This window comes from Nocardia sp. 2TAF39, assembly GCF_052114905.1.
Classification (GTDB): Bacteria; Actinomycetota; Actinomycetes; order Mycobacteriales; family Mycobacteriaceae; genus Nocardia.
In genome coordinates, this window is the sequence record NZ_JBFRFQ010000046.1 from 1 (window position 1) to 20,331 (window position 20,331).

Below are 20,331 nucleotides of genomic sequence, written 5' to 3' on the forward strand. Positions count from 1 at the left end.
GAGCGACCGGAATCGATCACCCGATGAGCAGCCTCGACCTTGTACTCGGCCGAGAACGACCGACGCTTACGAGGAGGCATAACGGACATCCCTACCAGCAGAACCATCGATCCTGCTAACTCGGTGTCCACTACCCGGGGTGAACCTCAAGCCGGATGGCGGCCAGCATGCCGGTGTAGCCGGCACCGAGGACGACGATTTCTCGGGTGGTGGTGTCGGTGTTCATCGCTTGCTCCATAGGGCTCGTTCTGCGTGGTCGGCTATGGGACAAGACAACCCGTCCGAACGTGACAACTCATTGTTGTGACCTGCATCACTGCTGCGACACAGTTGGGCGGCAATGGGGTTGAAACTTCGGGCGGCCCGGCGCTCCGTCCTGCGATACCAGCAGCGCCCGCAGCCGGAACCGGAAACCCTTGACGTGATGCTCGGCGGGAAGGTGCCCGAGGCGATCATCACCGAAACCGGCTACTATGTAGTTACCTGGACACCTCGCATCCCACGGCTACGAACTACCGGGCGGACCGGCAGTCGGCCGGGGCAGGTACGGAGGTGGTTGTGCGGGTACGACATCAGCAGGACAACGGATCTCACCGAGTCGAGCTGCTCGACGACGGTGGCGAGCCAATCGAGGTCGTCTCAGGATTCCTGCGCTTCCTCGCGGTACGGGACTGCTCACCCAACACGCTGGTCTCCTATGCCTACGACCTACGCCACCTATGGCGATTCTTCGCTGAACATGGCCTGAGCTGGGAACAGTTCGGGCCCAAAAACGCCATTCCGCTGCTGGAGTATCTGCGGTCGGTGCCCTCGCGGCGGCCTCGCCAGCGGATGACACTCACGGTTGCGATGATCGACAGCGAGGGGCCAGCGACCAAATGGCCGCCACCACGGTGAACAGAATCTTGGCGGCCGTGTCGTCGTTCTACGAGTACACGATCCTGGCGGGCCTGCTCGACCGTACGAATCCCATTGAGAAGCGGCCTGATCCGGCGCTGGCACGGGTGTCGGAGCGACACAGGCCGTTCATGGGCCGAGCCAGCCGCCAGCGCCCGATTCGCCGTGCCGTGAGGGTGAAAACCGTTCAGCGCGTGCCACGCCCGATGGACGACGAGAGGGTTGCCGCCCTGCTGAAACAGCTGCACAGCAGCCGGGATCGCGCGATCGTACTTCTGATGCTGCAGGGCGGCCCGAGGCCTGGCGAGGTGCTTGGGCTGCACCTGGAGGACATCGCCTACGGTCGCCGACGAGTGGTGGTTCGCCACCGCGACGACCACCCGAAGGGAGCTCGCTCGAAATCCCGCACCGAGCGGGTCGTCGACCTGCACGAGCCCGAAGCTCTGGCCGCTCTCAGCACCTACGTTATGAACGACCGTCCAACTGACGCAGACTCGCCGATCGTTTTCCTCATCGGCGGTCGTGGACTGCGGCGGCTGGAAGCCCTGTCCTACGACGGGCTGGTTCGAATGTTCGCACGGGCCTGCACCCGCGCAGGGATCCGCGAGCCATGGGTGACGCCGCATGCCTGCCGCCATACGCACGCGACCCGCATGTGGGACGGCGGAATGTGAGAGCTCACGCTACAAAAGCGACTTGGTCATGCCAGTGCGGAGTCGACACGGATCTACACCCGCGTGTCCGATCCGGCCGTGGTCGCCGAATACAACCGTGCCCTCGGAAATCTCGGCGGCTCGACGGGGGATGTCCGGTGAGGGCCGGGCACGTTTCCGCCGCAGCTCTCATCGCTTCCACCGCAACACAGTCCGGTCGGCGCACAGGTCGGCATTGCCCGCGCACCGAGTACGTCGAATACGTCCGATCCCAGAACATCGTTCCCTCCTACCGCAACGACAAGCTGCGCTACTACCGGGAATTCATGGAGCGCTATCCGATGCTGAGCGACTGGTACGCCGCGCCCCTGGTGGAGCGGGTCGGCAGACTGCCAGGAGAATCGCAAAAGAACCCCTCCTACCCGCTGTCTTTCCGGGCACGCCCGTATCTGCTGTTCCTCGCTTTCCACGGCTACGCCGTCTTCGATTACGCCTGGACGCTCGGCGCCGGGCAGCTGCGCGTCATCGACCCCGCCGCCAAGATTGGCATCGACATGGGAACCGATGCCCTCGTAGAGGAAGCCGTCGCGCTGGGCTTCGACCGTGAATCCTCTCGACAGGCGATGCACTGGACCGTGAGCCGAATCGCAATGCACACAGGGATTTTCGACGCTTCACTAATCGTGGAGCAGCACATCGCGGAGCTCCTCGACGCGGTCCGGCGATTCAGCGAGCGCGAGGACCTGCGGTATTTCTACCCATCGCCAGAGCGCTACCGCGACAACGCCTCCAAACAGTGGATCACCTGCACCAACTGCACGTCGTGCTGTTCCACCGCGGCCAGGTCGCCACCGAACCCCGCAAAAGGATGCCGTCGTGGAAGCCACCACTGGAGCTGCCACCACGAATGCAGGTCGTCGCCGAAAAATGGTTGGCCGCACGGCGACTCACCGATCGACCATCCACAGTCGACAAGCTGGAACTGGCCATCCGCCGCTTCGGCGAATGGCTCGGCGAGCACCACCCGGACGTCGTCTCATGGGCCGACGTGACCCGTGACCATTGTCTGGGCTGGTTGGGGCATATCGCCGAGGAGCCCACCGGCAAGACACACAAGCCCCTCGGGGTTAACTCCCGCATCCAGCGGGGCTCGGGATTGTCCCAGTTCTTCCGCGACACCGCCGCTTGGGAATGGAACGACGTCCCAGGCCGAAGTCTGCTGGGGGCTGGTGATTTCCCGAAGAATCCGATCAGGATTCCCCGGTTCATCCGCGAGGAGGAACTCGTCCAGCTGATGCCGGTGATCAGCGAACTCGCCTGCCCGTTCCAACGCGCTGCGCTGTTGGTTGCCCGATGGTCCGGCGCACGACGAGACGAGATCCGCCGATTGCAGATCGACTGCTTCGACCGCTATGCCGACGGCACCGGCCGCCTGCGGCTGCCGGCTCGTAAGACCTACAAGGAGCGCGTCGTCCCGCTGCACAACGACGCCGTCACAGCGCTGGAAACGGTCATCGAGTTGCGCAAGAACGCGCCCGAACGGCCGTTCACCGACGAACTGACCGGCCAACCGGTGCGATATCTGTTCATGCAGCACGGCAAGCTGCTGTCGACCTTCTACCTGTTCGACACCCCAATCCAGCAGGCATGCAAGGCCGTTGGGCTGATGGCGCCGGGCGGACGCGGCGGGCAGGGCCGCGGCACTATCACTGCCCATCGATTTCGGCACACAGTCGGCACCCAACTCGCCGAGCGTGGTGCCAGGCTGCACACGATCATGAAGGTGCTCGGTCATTCCAGCGTGAGCATGGCGCTGGTCTACACCCAGATCAGTGACCAGGAAGTCCTTCGGGACTACAAGGCGGTCCTCGGACCCGGTGCGACCATCGCCGGCCCAGCCGCCGAGGAACTGAAATCCGGTGCCCTGCCAGAGGAAGCCGTGAACTGGCTGAAGACGAACTTCTTCAAGACCGAACTCGAACTCGGCCACTGTTTGCGGTTGCCGCAGGAAGGCCCATGCGAATGCGATCTCTACCTGACCTGCGCGAAGTTCGTCACAACTCCTGACTACGCACCACGGCTACGCGCTCGACGGCGAGTCGAACAGACCCTGGCCACCAATGCCGTCGCCAGGGGTTGGGACCGCGAGGTCGAGCGGCACAACTGCACCGCCAACCGGATCGAGAAGCTGCTGACCGACCTCGAACAACCGCTGGACAATCCCGACGACACATTGGTGGAGGAACGCCTTGATTTGTCCACATAAACTCCGACATCGTGTTCGGGTTGTTCCACCACACCGAGTATCAGTACCGACCGGAGCTGGCGAACCTGCCAACCAGCGGCTGCGATGCGTCGACCCCAATGCTGGGGGGCTGGAGTCGGTCATTAAATGCTCCCTCGAATGTGAATGTGGTCGATAAGTACCCCGGGAGAGGGCCGAAATGGATCGGACAGTCGAGGCTGGGAGTGGCGCTGCGGCTGCATCGAACGCGGACTCGAAACCGACTCCTGGGACGAATCAGTAGCTTCGATGACGGACTCATGTTTCGGTCTCGACGACGTGCGCGCGAGTCCCGCGAACAACTCATCTGTCGGTAGCTGGAATCGGCGTGCACCACCACCTTCGAGGACGGAACGCCACCAGCAGATCTTTTGTAGCAGTGAAGGTCATATGCACCTCCTCGTAACCGGGACCGATGTATCTCCATCGACGATGGGTGACTCGTGTGTGTCGACTGCGATGGCGTATTCAACCGTGGGCGTATGAGATTCGAGGTCCGACCGGCGATCTTCCGGACGTTTGCAGCGCTATCTGCTTGAACCGACGGCTCCGCCACCAGAGCGTCAGTTAGTCGATCTTCGCCATCACATGCTTGACGCGGGTGTAGTCCTCCAGCCCGTACATCGACAGGTCCTTGCCGTGCCCGGACGACTTGAACCCGCCGTGCGGCATCTCGGCGATCAGCGCGGTGTGGGTGTTGATCCACACGCAGCCGAAGTCGAGCGCGGCCGACACGCGAAGCGCCCTCGACACGTCCTTGGTCCACAACGAGGACGCCAGCCCGTACTCGACGCCGTTGGCCCATCGGATCGCCTCGTCTTCGTCGATGAACGATTGCACGGTGATCACCGGGCCGAAGATCTCGTTCTGGCTCAGCCGGTCAACCTGGCGCAGCCCGCCGATGACCGTCGGCTCGACGTAATACCCGTGATCGCCCTGCCGGTGCCCGCCCACCACGACGGAGGCGTGATCGGGCACCTCGTCGAGGAAGGCAAGCACCCGCCGTAGTTGATTGGCGTTGTTGACCGGTGGCACCCAGGCGTCCTCGTCATCGGCGGCTTTGCCGAACGTCGTTGTTGCACTGCTGGCCTGCTCGGCCAGCGCCGCGGTCAAATCATCGGCCACCGACGCGTGACCGAGCACCCGGGTGGCCGCCGTGCAATCCTGCCCGGCGTTGAAATAGCCCGAGGCCGCGATACCCTCGGCGGCAGCACCAATATCGGCGTCGGGGAACACGATCACCGGCGCCTTGCCGCCCAACTCCAGATGCGTGCGCTTCAGGCGGCCTCCAGCCGACTCCGCGACAGCACGGCCCGCGGCCACCGAACCCGTGATCGACACCATCTTCGGGGTCGGATGCGCCACCACCGCAGCGCCGGTCACCTGGTCACCGGTGACCACGTTGAGCACGCCTGGCGGCAGGTGCTTGGAGGCCAGTTCGGCCAGCATCACCGTCGTCACCGGGGTGGTGTCGCTGGGCTTGATCACCACGGTGTTGCCCGCCGCGATCGCGGGAACAAACTTCCAGATTGCCATCATCATCGGGTAATTCCACGGTGTCACCTGCCCGATGACGCCGACCGGCTCCCGGCGGATCCACGATGTATGGCCCGCAAGGTACTCGCAGGCCGACTTGCCCTCGAGAATCCGCGCCGCCCCCGCGAAGAACCGGGTCTGGTCCAGCATCTGCGGGATCTCTGCGGCCAAGGTGACGTGGTTCGGCTTGCCGGTGTTGCGGCCCTCGGCCTCGACAAGCGCGTCGGCGACATTCTCCAACTCGTCGGCGAAATCGAGTAGCGCCTTCTGGCGGTGCGACGGCGTCGTGCGTTTCCAGTCGCAGAACGCCCTGGCCGCCGCTGCGTACGCGTTGCCGATATCCTGTTCGTCGGACGCCGGGGCGGTGCCGTACTGATCGCCAGTGGTGGGGTCGACGAGCGCCATCGTCGCACCGCCGACCGAGTCGACGAGCTTGCCGTCGATGAAGTTCTGGACCACTGTCATGATGCTGCTCCTCGGTTGCATTGTTCAGTAGACAATCACCCGGCGCGGGGCGTTCGGTCGCCATAGCATCTAGTCGCCGTCGCCTGCTACCACCTGCTCAGCGGCAATTCGATGCTATCGACACCGAAAGGAATGAGCTTACTCCTTTGTCGCCGCTGAGGAAATGCAGCCGGAGCCATGCCTATTGCTGTGATCGGTATCGTTTCGCCCTCATTGCAACGAATTTTGCCTTCACCACAATTTTTCATTCAAGTTCCAGAAAAAGCCGTGGGCCATTTCATCCGCGTTCCACGCGTGGAGGTGCTCTAAAGAAATTGTGGACCCGAGCCACTGCCCACTATCCGACACGGCCTGTTCGTCTTCACCGCCCAGGCCTCTCCGATAGCGGCCATCGGGCTACCCGATGGCCGATTACGGGCGCACGCCAACCGACCGCACGTGGAGCGCATTGCCGACTTCTATGCGGCAGCGGTTCGTTCAGTGTCTCGGTACGCCTCGAGCAGCCGTAACCATACTTCGGTGATTGTTCGAAAGCAAGGAACGGCGGGCCAGAGCCGCTCGATGGGAACCTGGCTCACCACGGCGATGGTGGCGGAGCGCAGTAGCTCGGAGCTGCCATTTCGAAGTGCCCTCAGTTAGCGGCTGCGACTCTGTTCGTGATGACATTTGGCTACGGTCCAATACTGGGAACCGCTGATGGGCTGCAGTACTACTGCGGCCTCTGGGTGTTTGTCATGCCGTCTGCGCGAAAGCGGTTCCCTCGTGGGCTGTTTCGACGAACCGGGAATCCAGGAATTCCGCTCGGCGGATGATGCGGTCGACCGTTGCCGGTCGTGTCGGTGGCACGGCTCATCTCTGTGGCGACCCGGTTGGTGTTGCATCCCCCGCCGGTGCGCAGCCCGTCGCGCAACGCCAGGAACGTGCACAGTTCGCAGTAGCGCCGATAGGCGACGGCGTCCCGGGCGCGGTGTCGAGGTGGCCGTGCCGCCGGGCCGGAACAAACCCGACGGCACGCCGTCGGGGACCTTGTGGGCGCCGGTGGCGTTGAGTTTCCGTAGGATTTCCACCGCCGCGGCAGTTCCGCCGCGTTGGTCACCGCGCCCTTACGCAGCCGCGCCAACTCGATCGAGGTGCCGAGGGCATCATCACCGACACCAGGTCCTACGTTGTTACAGCGATATCGTGTTCGGACTGCTGCATCGCACCACCAGGACGCTCCGAAACCCCGGCCGCACAGGGGAAAAGCGGCTGGCTCAGAAGGCGCTTCCGGTGGACGGCAGGCCATGCGACAGGTGGTGACTACCGCCGCCGCGGCCGCCGCGCCCGCCGCGGTGAATGGGCTCGACATCGCTGGGCGCCGTCTCGGTCTGACCCGCTGTCTCGGTCTGATCCGCGGGCTCGAGCACCAGCGGGGCGGCGAGCACAGGGACCGCCACGGCAGTCGCTGGTGTCAGCGCGAGCGCGGCCGCGGTCCCGACGCGCGCCAGCGCGCGGCGGGACCGACCGTGGTTGTGGTGCGTGTTCTTGCTCATGGGTACTTCCTCACTCGAGGCGTAACGCCCGATCGATGACTGCTCGAGCGTTCGCCCGGGATTCGTATGGGCGGGGAGTCTGGTCTAACAGCGGCCATCGTACCGTCATGTCCGGACCGTGATCCGAAACCTGGTGCGCTACTGACTATCCCGAACCCTACGCTCATCACTTGGCCTCGGCCCCATAAGCCGCCTTCTCGTCAAGCTGCTACTTGCCTTCGGAGCGGAAAATGTGTGAACATTATTGTCCCGCAACGCATTTCGGTGGGAACACACGACCGGATCGGGTCGATTACAAGGCCGGAAGTACACCGATTCAGGGGTTTGACGGTCGCGTTTCGGTCCAGTCGACCATCAACCTGCGTTCGGCGAACAGCCATGAGCCGAACGATGAACCGGCGTCGTACTTTTTGGCATGGTGCGCACCAGGATCCGCAGGAGGCCTGCCGCATCCGTCGCTAGCTGATCGGCAACGCGCTGAGGATCGGGTCGTAGACCCAGTTCAACATGCGCTCGGCGTCGTCCTTTGCGGCGGCGCCGCTGTCGAGTGAGCTGTGCAGGACCACACCGATCAGTGGTATTCCTGCCCTGACCGTCTCGAACAGCAGGCAGGTTCCCGCAGCATCGGTGGATCCGGTTTTGATGCCGATAGTGCCGGGATAGTCGCGCAGCAGCGAGTTCGTCGTCTGCCAGAGATGATCGCGGTTGCCTGGGCCGGCGGGCAGGTGATAGCTCTGCGACCTGACGATGTCGCGGAACACCGGCAGGCTCATCGCGCGCAGGCCGAGGGCCACCAGGTCCGCCGGTGTGGAGTAGGTGGAGTGGTCGGTGGGGGCGGGCAGCCCGCTGGGGTCGGTGAAATATGTTCCCGCCAGGCCCATTTCACGCGCGGTGTCGTTCATTGTGGCGATGAAGCCGTCTTGGCCGGGCCCATAGGCCTCGGCGAGGGTATAGGCGGCGTCGCAGCCGGACGGCAGCATCATCGCGTATAGGAGCTGTCGCGCCGTGAGCACCTCGCCGGGGACCAGGCCTGCGTTGCTTCCGTCGTACTTGGTGCCGTAGGCGATGATCTCTTGCGGCACGGTAATAGTCCGGTCGAGGTCGCCGGCGTTGATCACGACCAGTGCCGTCATCACCTTCGCGATGCTGGCTATCGGGACCGGGGTGTTCGGCTGTCGCGACCACAGCACCGTGCCGGTGATCCCGTCTGCCAGCGCTGCTCCCGGCGCCTGCACTCCATCCGGCTCAGTAGTCAGCCAGGGCAACTGAATATTGGGGTCGCTCGCGGCGGGGGCCGCCGCCACGCCATGACCAGCTGCCACGACCAGCGCCCCGGCGACGGCAGCCTGCAACAATCGGGCAAATGTCCGCATAGCCACATTCTGCCGTTCTACCCCAGCGATCAGTGGGATTTCACCAACCGAGTTACCGCGCAGCTCCGACGACAGCATGCACTCGGCTAATCCAGGATGCTCTGAGCCCGACGCTGCTCGCGCGCGACCGCTCGCCCAGCGGCATGACGGACGTCGCGGCGCCGATCTGCGGCATCTTCGCGTGGGTCTCAACACAGTCGCGGGCTGATTCCACGAGGCGGATCCTGCTGGCCAGGCAGCAAGGTCACCACCCGCCGCTACACGTCGGTCAGCACGTGGCTTGCTGGGTCGATGATCTCGATGGTGGCTGAACGCTTGTGCGTATCCATCCCGATGATGACGGTCATCGCCCGCCATTGAGAGCCACACCAAACGAGACGACGGGCAGTCGATGATCGGGAGCATCCCGCCGGGCACCTGGACCGAATCCTGGCCGGGAACCGATCCTGTCTCCAACTAGCCGATGAGTGCGTGAACCTCGAGTTCTTTGCCCAGTTCGGCGCGCAATAGTCGGCTGTACGTGACCGGTCCCCGATGACGGGACCACCCGGTAATAGAGTCCGGGTTGTTTCGTCCAGATTCAGTTGATGCTGCAGGCCACGGGGTGGTGGGTGCGGCTGCAGCGGGCAGCGTACTCGGCCGGGGTTAGATAGCCCAGCGCCGAATGCCGATGCCGTCGGTTGTGTTCGTCCTTGAAGTCGCCGATCACGACGCGGGCCTCGAGCAGGCTCGTCCAGTGGTTGCGGTTGAGGCACTCGCTGCGTAACCGCCGGTTGAACGATTCGATATGGCCGTTGTTCCACGGCGTGCCGGGCGGGATATAGACAATACCCACCCGGTCGGCGCAGAACTGCTGCAGCGCATGGGAAATCATTTCAGGACCGTTGTCCATACGCAGCACCTTCGGTGGCCCACCGCGCGCGGTGAACACCTCCTGCAACTCGGCCACCAGCCGCTCGGCGGTGATCGAGCGCTCCACCAGGTGAAGCAGCGACTCACGGGTGTGCTCGTCGATCATCGAAGCGATCTTCACCGCCCGCCCATCCGTGGTGGAGTCGAACTGAAAGTCCAACGCCCACACCACCTTCGGCGCATCCGCATCAACCAAAGGCGACGACGAGCATCCGGCGCGCTTGCGTGGCGAGTGCGCCCGCACCTGCAAGCCTTCCTCCCGCCAGAGCCGGTGCACCCTCTTCTTGTTCACCTGCGAGCCCTCGTCGAACCGCAGCGCCGCCCACGCGCGCCGGAACCCGTGCCCTTGATGTTTCGTGGCGTAGGAACGCAGCCAGACCCGCAACCCGGCGTCGGGATCGGCGGGGGTCTGCGCGGCCGGCAGCTGCCGATACGTGGACCGATGCAGCCCAACCACCTTGCACGCGAACCGTTCCGACATGCCCATCACCTGTTTAAGCATGTCAACAGCCCGCCGCTTGCTGGTCGGGCCTAAAATTTTCCCTTCGCGATCTCCCGCAGAGCGTCCTTCTCCAACTCCGCGTCCGCCAGCAGCCGCTTCAACCTCGCGTTCTGCTCACGCAGCTCCTTGAGTTCCTTCGCGGCATCGGTGTCCACACCGCCGTACTGGCGGCGCCAGTTGTACAACGTCGCCGCCGACACCCCCAGATCAGCAGCGATCTGCTCACCCGTCTGCCCAGCGGCGGCGAGCTCGTCGGCACGGCGCAGCTTCCGCACGATGTCCTCCGCGGAATGCCGCTTACGTCCTGCCATGTCCCTCAGTGTCCCTTCCAGCCCTCACCAGGGGCCAACGGGACTCTAATACCGAGTGGTCTCATCAATTGGGAACGGGCCATACGGATCGGTGAGGATTTATGGCCGAGACGGTCCGCGGTCGAGAACACGTGGCCACGAGTCATTTCGGCATGTTCCGGTCGGTGAGGCAAGGCGTGCCGGGGTCTAGATGACCTTGGCGGCGATCAGCAGGTTCCAGATCTCGCCCTGGTCGACGACCTCGACGCCGAGCTTCTCCGCCTTGGTCAGCTTGCTCTCACCGACCCCCGCTCCGGTGATGAGCAGGTCGGTGTTCGCCGAGACCGAGGACGCCGCCGTCGCGCCCGCCTTCTCACACAGTCGTTGGAACGTCGGGCGGGCGATTTTCTCGCCGGAGCGCGGGTCGCTGATAGCGCCGGTGATCACCACCGTCTTGCCTTCCAGAGGCGCCCCGGCCGCAATGACCGGGGGAAGGTCCTCCTCGCGCACGTCCAGGCAGACGCCCGCCTCTCGTAGCCGTTCCAGTTCCGGACGTAGGCGATCCAGGTGCGCGACCAGGGAGGCGGCGACCTTCGGTCCGATATCGTCCACCGCCACGAGCCGTTCCTCGCCCGCGTCGGCGACCTCTTCCAGGGAGCCGAATCCCGCCCGGGCAAGGCGAGCGGCGGTGCCGTCGGAGGCCATCGGGATCGCCAGGCCGATCAGCGCGCGGCGCAGGCCGACCTGGCGGCTGGCATCGATCGAGTCGATCATGCGCGCGGCCGAGACCTCGCCGATGCGGTCGAACTCGAGCAGCCGCTCCTTTGTCAGCGTGTAGAAGTCCGACGGGCGCTCCAGGATGCCCGCCTCGGCCAGGCGTTCGATCCACACCTGCCCGATGGCGTCGATGTCCGCCGCCGCCCTCGACGCCCAGTGGATCAGCCTGCGCACCGTCTGTGCGGGGCATGAGACGTTGGTGCAGAACAGCTCCCGGCTGTTGCCCTGCTCGGTCACCGGCTGCTCGCACGAGGGGCAGGCGGTGGGCGGCACGATCTCGCGCTCCTCACCCGTGCGTTTGGAGGCGTCGAGCACACCCGCCACGAACGGGATCACATCGCCAGCGCGGCGCACCAGCACGGTGTCACCGACCTTGATGTCGCGGGCGCGGATCACCTCTTGGTTGGCCAGCGTCGCCTTCGTGACCGTCGTGCCGCCCACGAACACCGGCCGCAGCCATGCGACCGGGACGATCTTGCCCGTCTTGCCGACGTCCCAGACCACGTCGGCTAGCAACGTGGTCTTCTCCTCGGCGGCGAACTTGAACGCCAGCGCGCCACGTGGGGAGTTGGACCGAGTTCCGGCCGCCGCGTAGGCATCACGGTCGGCCAGCCGCAGCACCGCACCGTCGAGGTCGTAGTCCAGCTCGTTGCGACCTTGCTCGATCGCGGTGATAGCCGCGTGCGCCTGCTCGGCGCCGGCGCAAAGCCGCATCTCCGCACAGGCCACCCCCAGTGCCCGCAGCCCTTGGGCCAAGTCGACCGCAGCGCCGCCAGCAGAGGTATCCAAGTCGAAGCCGAAGAACTGCAGACGGCGCTCGGAGACCGTGGCCGGGTCCTTCGCCCGAAGCGTGCCTGCCGCGGCGTTGCGCGGATTGATCAGCGGCTTGTCCGGATGCGCCGTGTTGTAGGCGAGGAAGGTCGAGCGCAGCATCACCGCCTCGCCACGCACCTCCACCCGCCCAGGGACGTCGATCCGCTCAGGGACGCCATCGACCAACGCGCGGACCAGCACGGTCACGTCGTCACCGGTGGTGCCATCACCCCGCGTCACGGCACGCACCAGCCGCCCGTCCTCGAAAACCAAGGCCAGAGACAAGCCGTCGAGCTTCGGCATCACCACCACCGGCTGGCCGGGGAAGCGGTCGAAGAACGCTGCGACCTGCTCAGGCTTGGTCGCCTTCTCGAGTGACAGCATTGGACGCGAGTGCCGGATCGGGGCGTGCAGCACTGCGGGCGCGCCGACCTGCTCCAGCGGATTCGGATCGGGCGTGAGATCGGGGTGCGTCTCGATCAGGCCACGTAGCTCGTCCTCGATCGCGTCGTATTCGGCGTCCGCGACCAGCGGCGTGCCCCGGTAGTAGGCGTCGCGCAGCAGCACAATGCGGTCGGCGAGCTCTTGGATATGTTCCCCAGTTTCCACAGCACCCGACGCTACCGATACCCACCGACACCCACGTGGAACGACGACGCGTGGGACGTTCAGTCCGCTCGATACCTCCATCTCGTAGTGGGCTGACACCGATTCCGCTTCGCTCGCCCAGACCGGCACGACGGAGATCTCGGCAACCATGGTCGGAGGGCATCGCCCCGAATACGACTGGTGGCCCTTATTCCTTCTTCAGTTCATTCAGAGCTTGCTGGGCTTGGTTTTTGGCGATCGTATCGAGCTCATCCCGATTCACTGGGGGTTCGCCTTTTGCGCGCAGGACGGCGACTTCTACTCGCACCGAGATATTGCTGTCGTGCACGCCCACAATGTAGGTCATTCCGTTGCTGGTGTCGGTGGTCGCGGTGTGCCAGTAGCCCTGGGCGCCGATTCCAGCGACCTCGCCGGAGGCCGGCTTCGCTCCGGTGGCGGCGGTGTCGGTCTGTTTCCAACGGTCGTAGGCGGGGGCAGCCTCGGCGCCGGTGAACTGGACCTGGAGGCTGATTCCGGCTTCGTCGACAGTGGCGTCGTCGTCGACGGTCGAGGGGCTGGTATAGCGGATGGCGCAGTACAGGTTGCCGCCGTCGGAGGTATTCGGCGGGAATTCCTGATGCTGAGGGTCTTCCCTGGGCGTCGACGACCACCTGTGCAACGGCGTGGAATCGACAAGGTCGCAGGCATCGGTGATCGTGCCCATCGAATAGATCCCCGGCGCGGCTTCCCGGCGCGACGTTGTCATGGCAGGGGCCGCGCTGGAAGGGGCCGGGGCGCTGGACGAGGCCGGGACAGCGGCGGAATTGCCGCCACTGTGGCCGCCGCCGATGAGGATGCCGATCGCCACACCGATACCCAGCACTACCACCAACCCGAGAACGCCGGCGATGATCAGACCCGTTTTGCCGCTACCGGTCGACGGCGGTGGCGGCCCGTACCTCTGACCAGGTTGGCGGTACCCGATAACAGGCTGACCGGGAGCATACGCAGGCGGAGGCACTGACGTATAGGGGCCCGAGTCGAGGTCCCGCAAGCCGGCCACCGGCGGATTGCGTTGCCGCACAGCGGGATCGGTGTTTGCTGGCGTCGGCTGATCGTCAGTTCCGCGCTGAGAGCAGGTCATCCCCGTAGCCCCTCCGGTTCTGCAACGGGGCTCGCCCGTCGACCATAAACTCCGAACCGATCGTATTCCTGCCGATGTCGAGCAGTCATCCGCACCGTCTGCACCGGCTTGCTCGAGTCCACAGCCTCTACGTCTCCCTCAAACCGTCCAGCGCTCTGCGGGCTTGGGGCCTGGCGATCGAATCGAGTTCGTCCCAGCTCACCGCAGGAGAACCCTTCTCACGTGTAAGGGCGATCTTTACCCGCACCGAGACATTGCCGTCCTGCACACACACGACGTAGGCCATTCGCGCGACGAGATTGCCGGTCACTTCGGAATGCCAGTAGCCCTGGCTGCCGATTCCGGTGACCTCGCCGGAGACCGACCCCGGTTCGGCGGTGACGGTGTCGGCGTGTTTCCAATGGTCGTAGAAGTGCGGAGCCGTCCCGTCGGTGAACTCGGCCTCGACGCTCATTCCGGCTCTGTTCATGGGAAATTCGTCGGTACTCGAGCTGGTGTAGCCGACATCGCACTTCAGGCTGCCGCTGTCGTGGGTGGACGGCCGGGTTTCCCGATGGTCGGGAGCGCCTTTCGGCGTGGACGACCACTTGGTCAACGGTGTCGGGTCGACCAGGTCGCACGCATTGGTGATCCCGTTCATCGAATAGGTCCCCGGCCCCGATCCCTGCCGGGCAGTGGCCGAGCCACCGGCGGACGCACTGCCACCGTCGCTGCCGACGAAGATACCGAGCGCCACACCGATACCCAGCACCACCACCAGCCCGAGAACGCCGGCGACGATCAGACCCGTTTTGCCGCTACCGGTCGGCGGTGGCGGATACGGCGGTGGCGGCCGGTACCCCTGACCGGGTTGGCCGTACCAGGGCGAGTCGGCAGCCGGTCCCGCTGCAGCGCGACCGAAGTGCACAAGGTCTGCGCGTGCAGTGGGACTGTCCTGGCGATTGAATGGCGGCGGTGTGGGTTCGGGGGTGCCCGGGTTCGGGTTATCGCCAGGTTCGTGCTGGGAATCGGTCATGCGTATAGTCCCCTCCGATGTCGCAATGCTGCGGCGAGCAGGCTACTACGTCATCGGCTATGGCGGCGTGCTGGCAGTTCCCACGATCGACATCATCTCCACCGAAATCAATGAGCCCTTCCAAAGAAGGTCGACCGGTCGGCTGGCTTACAGCTTGACGCGCAACGGAAAAGCGCGGATCCCTGGTAGTAGATCTTTCGACCGAGAACGATCTGCAAGGAAGGGCGCTCCGCGTCCGATGAGTGGGTCATGCACGGCTGTGCTGCCGTGCCCAGTCGCATCGTGACGTTCCTGACGGAGTTGCTCGCTGCCGAACGGCTACGACGTGGAACATGTGCTGTGGTCGTGCTGCGGACGACGGCCGTTCGGTACGCCGTAGGCGAGCAGGGCGCCTCGGCACTGTTGGTTGTCTCCATACCCCGGACCCCGGTATACGACGCGCCGGGCGAGTTCATCGACTCGGGTTCCCATCGCCAGGAGTCCTGGTTTTGTCGGTGTGGGTAGCTAGGGTGGGCCACGACACGATACGGCAATGGGTGAGCCACATGACTGAATTGATCGAACAGGTCGAGAAGCTGGCACGAGAGTTCGCGGCGAGCGGCGCGACAGCGGGAACATTGGAGCTGCACAACGGTATGGGCGGCCGCGGCATGCGAGCTCGCGACTTGGTCGGCGCGCTGGCGCCGGTGCGGCCGGACACCGCGGTCATATCGGCGGCGGTGCGTGCTGAACTGGGCGCGGGCCCGGACGACATGGCGCAGATGCGGCTGCGGCTGCTGGGCGACAGCTACGAGTTCCAGTACCGCTGCGAGCCACAGCATTACTACAACGTGTTCGAATGGGAGTCCGTCCGACAGGTGATCCGCGACCCCGCTTACCGCTATCCCGGCCATGCTATTCCGGTCCCGCTCACCGACGCCGCCCCTGACGACCGGCCCACCGACTCGGAGTTGGTCGCGACAGTGGCCGACCTGGTCCGCGAGTACGTGGAGCTGCGCACTCGGCAAACGGACGGCGCACCGCAGCTGGGCGCCGGGAACACCGAAGCGGAGATTGTCGCAGCCGAGGCGCGGATCGGTTTGCGGCTGCCGGAGGAGCTGCGCGCGCTGTATCGGGTGGTGGGCTATGAGCACGACGACCGGGGTCTGCTGGCGTTCACCGCGCTGCTGCCATTGGCTACCGTCGCCGCGGCCCACCTGAACGACGACACCGAGACGGCGGACCTGGAGTACGGCCACGGCACCGCCGGGGCCTGGAAGGACTCGCTGTTCGCCCGCATCGATCGCACCGTGTTCGAATCCTGGCCCCACGGCGTGGTGCGCCGAATCTCACGCAGCCCGAAGTGGGTGATTATCGGCATCAGCGACCGCAGTGTGACCGCCGTCGACCTCGATCCCGGTCCGATCGGCGTGTCCGGGCAGGTGATCACTTTCGAACCCGACGGGTGGTACGCCGCTTTCCGGCAGGACGACTCCGTTCTCGCAGTGCTGCGGCGGACGGTCGAGTCGCTGCGCGCGGGCGAGTCGGTGCTGGAGTACTACAACGCCCAAATCACCGACCATCCGCGGCATCAGGCGTCCCTGCGCGGCGTGGCCGAATCGGTCGCGGAGCTTCCCGGTGCGATCGCCGTGCAGGAGCTCACGGTCGACGGCCGTGACTCGTTCGACGCCGCGGAACTGGCGTCGCTACCCCTGCTGCGGGAGCTGCGAGTGCGCGGTGTCGAATCCGTGCAGCTGTCCGTGCCGCACACGGTTCCGCTGGAACAGCTGCACCTCACCGCGCCGCGCATCGAGCTGGAGCCGCTGGCGGGCCACCCGACCCTGTGGGACCTCACCCTCTCCGGAGCGACCGAGCCGGTGCACATCGGGCCGTTGGCCACACTGCCGTCGCTGCAACGCCTGGACATCTCGAAGATCGAGGTCTCGGACCTCGAGGCGGTCGCCGCGCTGCCGACCTTGCGGGTGTTGGTGGCCACCATGCGGCAATGGCAGCTGCTGCGCGACCGGGACGCGGTGCCCGCCGGACTGGCTGCCGCGGAGCTGGCGGGCGACGCCGCTTTCGACGACGAAATCACCTGGGCCGCAGGTTTCGGCGTCGACCCCATCACCGGGTCGCTGCCGGTCGTGCGCGGCACGCTGACGAATGTGCAGCGGCGCACCGAGCCGTACGACCACCGGGCGCACATGCGCGAGCTGATGAACCGCCCCGCGCAGTGGCCGCACTCCTAACCCGGGCAAGCATCCGCAAAGAGGGCCCCCTCGGATCGAGGAGCAGCCGCGCCAGGTGCATCAGGTTCCAGCGGATTGCGGTTGGTGAAGTCGTTCTCCGGGCCGCCGGAGCCGGGGGCGAGATAGAACGGCCCCGGCCCGGCTTCGCCGATCCAGCCCGCGCCGGCCTGCAAGACGACACAGGACGCGCGCGGGGGGTGCGCGCACGTGCGTGGATGCCCAGGCATCCGCTCACGCGCACCGGTTGAGAGTCACCCGATCGGCCTTGCGCAGCGCCGCGCTGCTGCTGACCACCCGAAACGCTGATCGTGAAGGAGATCATGGTGAACCCGCGCTCGATCGTCGCGCCGGGCTTCGGTGATCTGGCCGAGGGCCCCGTTCGGCCCTCCAACATCTACTGACCGTCCGACAATGGGATGTTCGCAACGATCACCGCCCGACACCAGGGAGTCGGGCGGTGTCGCGGCAGTCCGACCCACGACAGGAGGTGCGTGATGATCTTCATCGTTGTCAAATTCAAGACCAAACCCGATTGGACCGAGCGCTGGCTCGACCTCGTCGCCGCGTTCACCGCCGCGACTCGCGCCGAGGAAGGCAACCTCTGGTTCGACTGGTCCCGCAGCGTCGACGACCCGACCGAATTCGTTCTCATTGAAGCCTTCCGCGACCAGGCAGCTGGCGCCGCCCATGTCGGCAGCCCTCACTTCAAGACCGCGATGAACGAGTTGCCGCAGGCACTCGCGTCGACTCCGCAGATCCTCAGCCAGACCATCGACGCCACCGACTGGTCCGAAATGGGAGAGATGACCATTACGTAGCAACTGTTCGCCGCCGTCGCCGACCAACCCGTCAGCGGCCCGCGCGCGCGATCATCGAACTACTCGATCCCGAACCGGATTGGCTCGCACTGCGGCACGAACCCCAACGCGACTGCTGGCGCGCACCGCCACCCACCCGGGCGGGCCCGTAATACAGCTGCTCGGCCATCACCACTACGTCTGCCTGCGCCGCCGCGTCTGGATCGGGCCACCGGATTCGCTGTAACCTCCGCAACCAGAGCTGACTGTGTCGCCGGAAAACGTTGCCGCGCAACGCACCTACCTTGGACTACTGCGCCGCCTCGGACCGCCCGCAACCTTCGACGCAGTGCTCATCGGATTCCTGATCTGCGCCCACCGATGGACCGACCGCACCCACTGGACACGGCGAACGGAGCCAACACGGCTGGACGCGCGACAGCGATGGCTCGCCCGCGCGGAGATCCTCATCGCGCCCGGCACCGAACTGCACACCTTCGGCACGTCGAAACTGTTCGCCGCCAGCTACCCCGAGGCCGTCAGCGTCGCCGAGCTGATCGGAACACTGCGCTGCGGGCGGACCGGACCCCCAACACCGGTTCGCCACCGAGATCGGCCGCCGTCTCGGCGAGACCGGCCTACACCCTGCGATGCCCAACGACTCGATCGCGCACTGGATCGACACGACTGCTGGCGGCCACCCGGCCTGCCCATCCACGACTACCGCAGCCTGCGTACCTTCGGCGACCCGAGTTTCCGCAAGCCGCACAAAACAGTGACGAAACCAGGTTCACCAGCGCCGACTGGTTCCCCCTGCACCGCTGTGGTGGCGATGCCATGCTCCACCACCACACCCTCTCACCAGTGATCCTCCGTGCCTGGTCTGAACCAAAGGTGCTGTTCGAGAGCGCGCCGGCCGCCACCGCTGAAGCGGTATCGAAGTCCGAACCGAACACGGCGCCAACGGATCTGGACACCGATCGTTCGAATTGACCGGACCGCACGCAATGCTATCGGACTACCTCGACGCCGCGGCCGAGCCCGTCGGCTGGCCGCCACGATCGCAACCGCGCCCGACCCTGAATCCGCGGCCCTGGTCGGTCAGTGAACCCCCTACTCCACACCCAGCCCCCACCGACAACGGCAGGGGTAGTTGGTAACGCGTGGAAGCTTCGGTCAGATGGGCACTGAAATCTCGACTTCGATCCAGGGGTCCGTTTCGCTCTGACGTCTTGGGCCCAGCCGTCGGAAATCCTTTGGTCACGACCGTGATCCCTCGTGCACACTGCATGCGTGGTCGTACTGGAGAAGACCGCGCGGGCGCCGAGCCAGGCCGGGGCGACCGGGCTGAGCCTCACCTCGTGGGTGCTGTTCGCGAGTTCCGGCCCACTGGCCAAGGCGGTGATGGCGGCGGGCTGGTCCGCGGCCGCGGTGACCTCGGCGCGGATCGTGCTGGCCGCTGTACTGCTGGTGCCAGCGGTCGCGGTCCTGCGGCCACAGGCATTGCAGTTCCGACGCGCCGATCTCTGGCTGCTGCTCAGCTACGGCCTGCTCGGCGTCGCTGGTGTCCAGCTGTTGTTCTTCGTGGCCGTGGCGCTGGTTCCGATCGGGGCGGCGATGGTGCTGGTCAACCTGGCGCCCGCGCTGGTCGCCCTGTGGGTGCGGGTGGTGCGGCGCACCCGGGGTGCCCGGGCTGGCGTGGCTGGGCATCGGGCTGGCCGTGGCCGGCCTGGCTTTGGTGGCGGAGATCTGGCAGGGCGCCCGGCTGGACCTGTTCGGTGTCGCCGCCGGGCTGGGCGCGGCGATCTGCTCGGCCGGGTATTTCCTGCTCGGCGAGCACGGCGCGAGCAGGCACGATCCGTTCGGGCTGACCGCGGCCGGGCTGGCGATCGGCGCGGTGGTGATAGTCGCGGTCAGCCCGCCGTGGGTGCTGCCCTCCGGCCTACTCACCGCCCCCGCGGTACTCGGCGGCCTGCGGATCCCGGTGTGGCTGGCACTGCTGCTGCTGGCCGTGGTCGGCACCGTGCTGCCCTACCTGGGCGGGTTGCGGGCGCTGCGCGATCTGCCCTCGGCCACGGCCAGCGTGCTGGCCATGGTGGAACCGCTGGTCGCCGCCGGGCTGGCCTGGCTGCTGCTCGGCCAAGCGCTCGGGCTGACGCAACTGGCCGGGGCGGCGATACTCCTCACCGGCGCGGTGCTGGTGCAGCTGGTCCGGCCGGAAACCCCTCCTGAACAACCGGGCGGCCGTTCCGTGCCAGCGCATGCGAAGCGAGTCGTGAGCAAAGCTCCACCCGAGGCTCAACCGACTTCACTGACAACCCCCACATCGTCAGCGAATCCGCCAACTAGATCCGGACGATCACACACCCCGCGGTCCGGCCCAAGTTTGCCGGACCGCTGATCAGTGGCCTCGCCGTCCGCAACCTTCCCCTGAAAGAACATAGTTTTCGAGTCCGGGGACGTGGAAGGGCCTACGGGCAGACTGCCTACACGTGTCGGGCCTGAGCGTGGCGGACGGCGGCGAC

15 protein-coding genes and 3 pseudogenes are annotated in these 20,331 nt (G+C 65.7%); 9 read left to right on the forward strand and 9 right to left on the reverse strand.

From position 1 onward, the window contains the following. The first annotated feature begins 558 nt into the window (after window positions 1-558). From AB4Z47_RS24270 to AB4Z47_RS24285, 4 genes are all read left to right on the forward strand, one after another. Window positions 559-897 (forward strand): site-specific integrase, encoded by a 339-nt coding sequence (locus AB4Z47_RS24270; RefSeq protein ID WP_441953851.1) that lies wholly within the window; start codon window positions 559-561, stop codon window positions 895-897. 194 nt (window positions 898-1,091) lie between these two features. After that, window positions 1,092-1,571 (forward strand): tyrosine-type recombinase/integrase, encoded by a 480-nt coding sequence (locus AB4Z47_RS24275; RefSeq protein WP_441953853.1) that lies wholly within the window; start codon window positions 1,092-1,094, stop codon window positions 1,569-1,571. A 137-nt stretch (window positions 1,572-1,708) separates the two neighbouring features. After that, entirely contained in the window at window positions 1,709-2,602 is an 894-nt protein-coding gene (locus AB4Z47_RS24280) for a hypothetical protein (protein WP_441953855.1), read from the forward strand. Then, window positions 2,599-3,816 carry a tyrosine-type recombinase/integrase gene (locus tag AB4Z47_RS24285; RefSeq protein ID WP_441953926.1) on the forward strand — a complete coding sequence of 406 codons (1,218 nt, stop codon included), beginning with the start codon at window positions 2,599-2,601 and terminating at the stop codon, window positions 3,814-3,816. The genes AB4Z47_RS24280 and AB4Z47_RS24285 overlap by 4 nt, the downstream gene beginning before the upstream one ends. 585 nt (window positions 3,817-4,401) lie before the next feature. On the opposite strand, the gene AB4Z47_RS24290 is transcribed toward AB4Z47_RS24285, so the two are convergent. The 8 genes and pseudogenes from AB4Z47_RS24290 to AB4Z47_RS24325 form a co-directional block, all read right to left on the reverse strand. Then, on the reverse strand, window positions 4,402-5,835 hold the full coding sequence (locus tag AB4Z47_RS24290; protein ID WP_441953857.1) for an aminobutyraldehyde dehydrogenase: 1,434 nt from the start codon (window positions 5,833-5,835) through the stop codon (window positions 4,402-4,404). A 458-nt stretch (window positions 5,836-6,293) separates the two neighbouring features. Then, window positions 6,294-6,452 (reverse strand): annotated as a pseudogene (locus AB4Z47_RS24295) (pyridine nucleotide-disulfide oxidoreductase); the annotation flags it as partial. 636 nt (window positions 6,453-7,088) lie between these two features. After that, complete coding sequence (locus tag AB4Z47_RS24300) at window positions 7,089-7,367, reverse strand: hypothetical protein (protein WP_441953858.1); 279 nt, start codon at window positions 7,365-7,367, stop codon at window positions 7,089-7,091. A 458-nt stretch (window positions 7,368-7,825) separates the two neighbouring features. After that, window positions 7,826-8,740 carry a D-alanyl-D-alanine carboxypeptidase family protein gene (locus AB4Z47_RS24305; RefSeq protein ID WP_441953860.1) on the reverse strand — a complete coding sequence of 305 codons (915 nt, stop codon included), beginning with the start codon at window positions 8,738-8,740 and terminating at the stop codon, window positions 7,826-7,828. A gap of 580 nt (window positions 8,741-9,320) precedes the next feature. Beyond that, a protein-coding gene (locus AB4Z47_RS24310; protein ID WP_441953862.1) for an IS3 family transposase occupies window positions 9,321-10,465 on the reverse strand; the annotation gives its coding sequence in 2 pieces (ribosomal slippage) (window positions 9,321-10,198 and window positions 10,198-10,465; 1,146 coding nt in all). A 186-nt stretch (window positions 10,466-10,651) separates the two neighbouring features. Further along, window positions 10,652-12,643, reverse strand: a complete 1,992-nt coding sequence (gene ligA / locus AB4Z47_RS24315) for an NAD-dependent DNA ligase LigA (protein ID WP_441953864.1) — start codon at window positions 12,641-12,643, stop codon at window positions 10,652-10,654. Window positions 12,644-12,830: 187 nt separating this feature from the next. Next, window positions 12,831-13,490 (reverse strand): hypothetical protein, encoded by a 660-nt coding sequence (locus AB4Z47_RS24320; RefSeq protein ID WP_441953866.1) that lies wholly within the window; start codon window positions 13,488-13,490, stop codon window positions 12,831-12,833. A 403-nt stretch (window positions 13,491-13,893) separates the two neighbouring features. Continuing rightward, complete coding sequence (locus tag AB4Z47_RS24325) at window positions 13,894-14,781, reverse strand: hypothetical protein (RefSeq protein ID WP_441953868.1); 888 nt, start codon at window positions 14,779-14,781, stop codon at window positions 13,894-13,896. Between the two features lie 545 nt (window positions 14,782-15,326). Here AB4Z47_RS24325 and AB4Z47_RS24330 point away from each other — a divergent pair. Next, window positions 15,327-17,009 (forward strand): SMI1/KNR4 family protein, encoded by a 1,683-nt coding sequence (locus AB4Z47_RS24330; protein ID WP_441953870.1) that lies wholly within the window; start codon window positions 15,327-15,329, stop codon window positions 17,007-17,009. A gap of 74 nt (window positions 17,010-17,083) precedes the next feature. Here AB4Z47_RS24330 and AB4Z47_RS24335 read toward each other — a convergent pair. Further along, window positions 17,084-17,179, reverse strand: a pseudogene (locus tag AB4Z47_RS24335) (flavodoxin family protein); the annotation flags it as partial. Between the two features lie 324 nt (window positions 17,180-17,503). On the opposite strand from AB4Z47_RS24335, the gene AB4Z47_RS24340 reads away from it, so the two are divergent. The 4 genes and pseudogenes from AB4Z47_RS24340 to AB4Z47_RS24355 all read left to right on the forward strand — a co-directional run bounded on the left by AB4Z47_RS24340 (window position 17,504) and on the right by AB4Z47_RS24355 (window position 20,207). Further along, entirely contained in the window at window positions 17,504-17,827 is a 324-nt protein-coding gene (locus AB4Z47_RS24340) for a putative quinol monooxygenase (RefSeq protein ID WP_441953928.1), read from the forward strand. Window positions 17,828-18,074: 247 nt separating this feature from the next. Further along, window positions 18,075-18,674 carry a hypothetical protein gene (locus AB4Z47_RS24345; RefSeq protein ID WP_441953872.1) on the forward strand — a complete coding sequence of 200 codons (600 nt, stop codon included), beginning with the start codon at window positions 18,075-18,077 and terminating at the stop codon, window positions 18,672-18,674. 425 nt (window positions 18,675-19,099) lie between these two features. Beyond that, window positions 19,100-19,459: pseudogene (locus AB4Z47_RS24350) on the forward strand (EamA family transporter); the annotation flags it as partial. Window positions 19,460-19,490: 31 nt separating this feature from the next. Beyond that, window positions 19,491-20,207 carry an EamA family transporter gene (locus AB4Z47_RS24355; RefSeq protein WP_441953874.1) on the forward strand — a complete coding sequence of 239 codons (717 nt, stop codon included), beginning with the start codon at window positions 19,491-19,493 and terminating at the stop codon, window positions 20,205-20,207. Window positions 20,208-20,331: the final 124 nt, after the last annotated feature.

Excerpts from the sequence above, each read along its gene's own strand:
- AB4Z47_RS24290 (WP_441953857.1), bottom strand. The coding sequence starts at position 5,835 with ATGACAGTGGTCCAGAACTTCATCGACGGCAAGCTCGTCGACTCGGTC.
- AB4Z47_RS24300 (WP_441953858.1), bottom strand. The coding sequence starts at position 7,367 with ATGAGCAAGAACACGCACCACAACCACGGTCGGTCCCGCCGCGCGCTG.
- AB4Z47_RS24305 (WP_441953860.1), bottom strand. The coding sequence starts at position 8,740 with ATGCGGACATTTGCCCGATTGTTGCAGGCTGCCGTCGCCGGGGCGCTG.
- AB4Z47_RS24325 (WP_441953868.1), bottom strand. The coding sequence starts at position 14,781 with ATGACCGATTCCCAGCACGAACCTGGCGATAACCCGAACCCGGGCACC.
- AB4Z47_RS24330 (WP_441953870.1), top strand. The coding sequence starts at position 15,327 with ATGACTGAATTGATCGAACAGGTCGAGAAGCTGGCACGAGAGTTCGCG.
- AB4Z47_RS24340 (WP_441953928.1), top strand. The coding sequence starts at position 17,504 with ATGATCTTCATCGTTGTCAAATTCAAGACCAAACCCGATTGGACCGAG.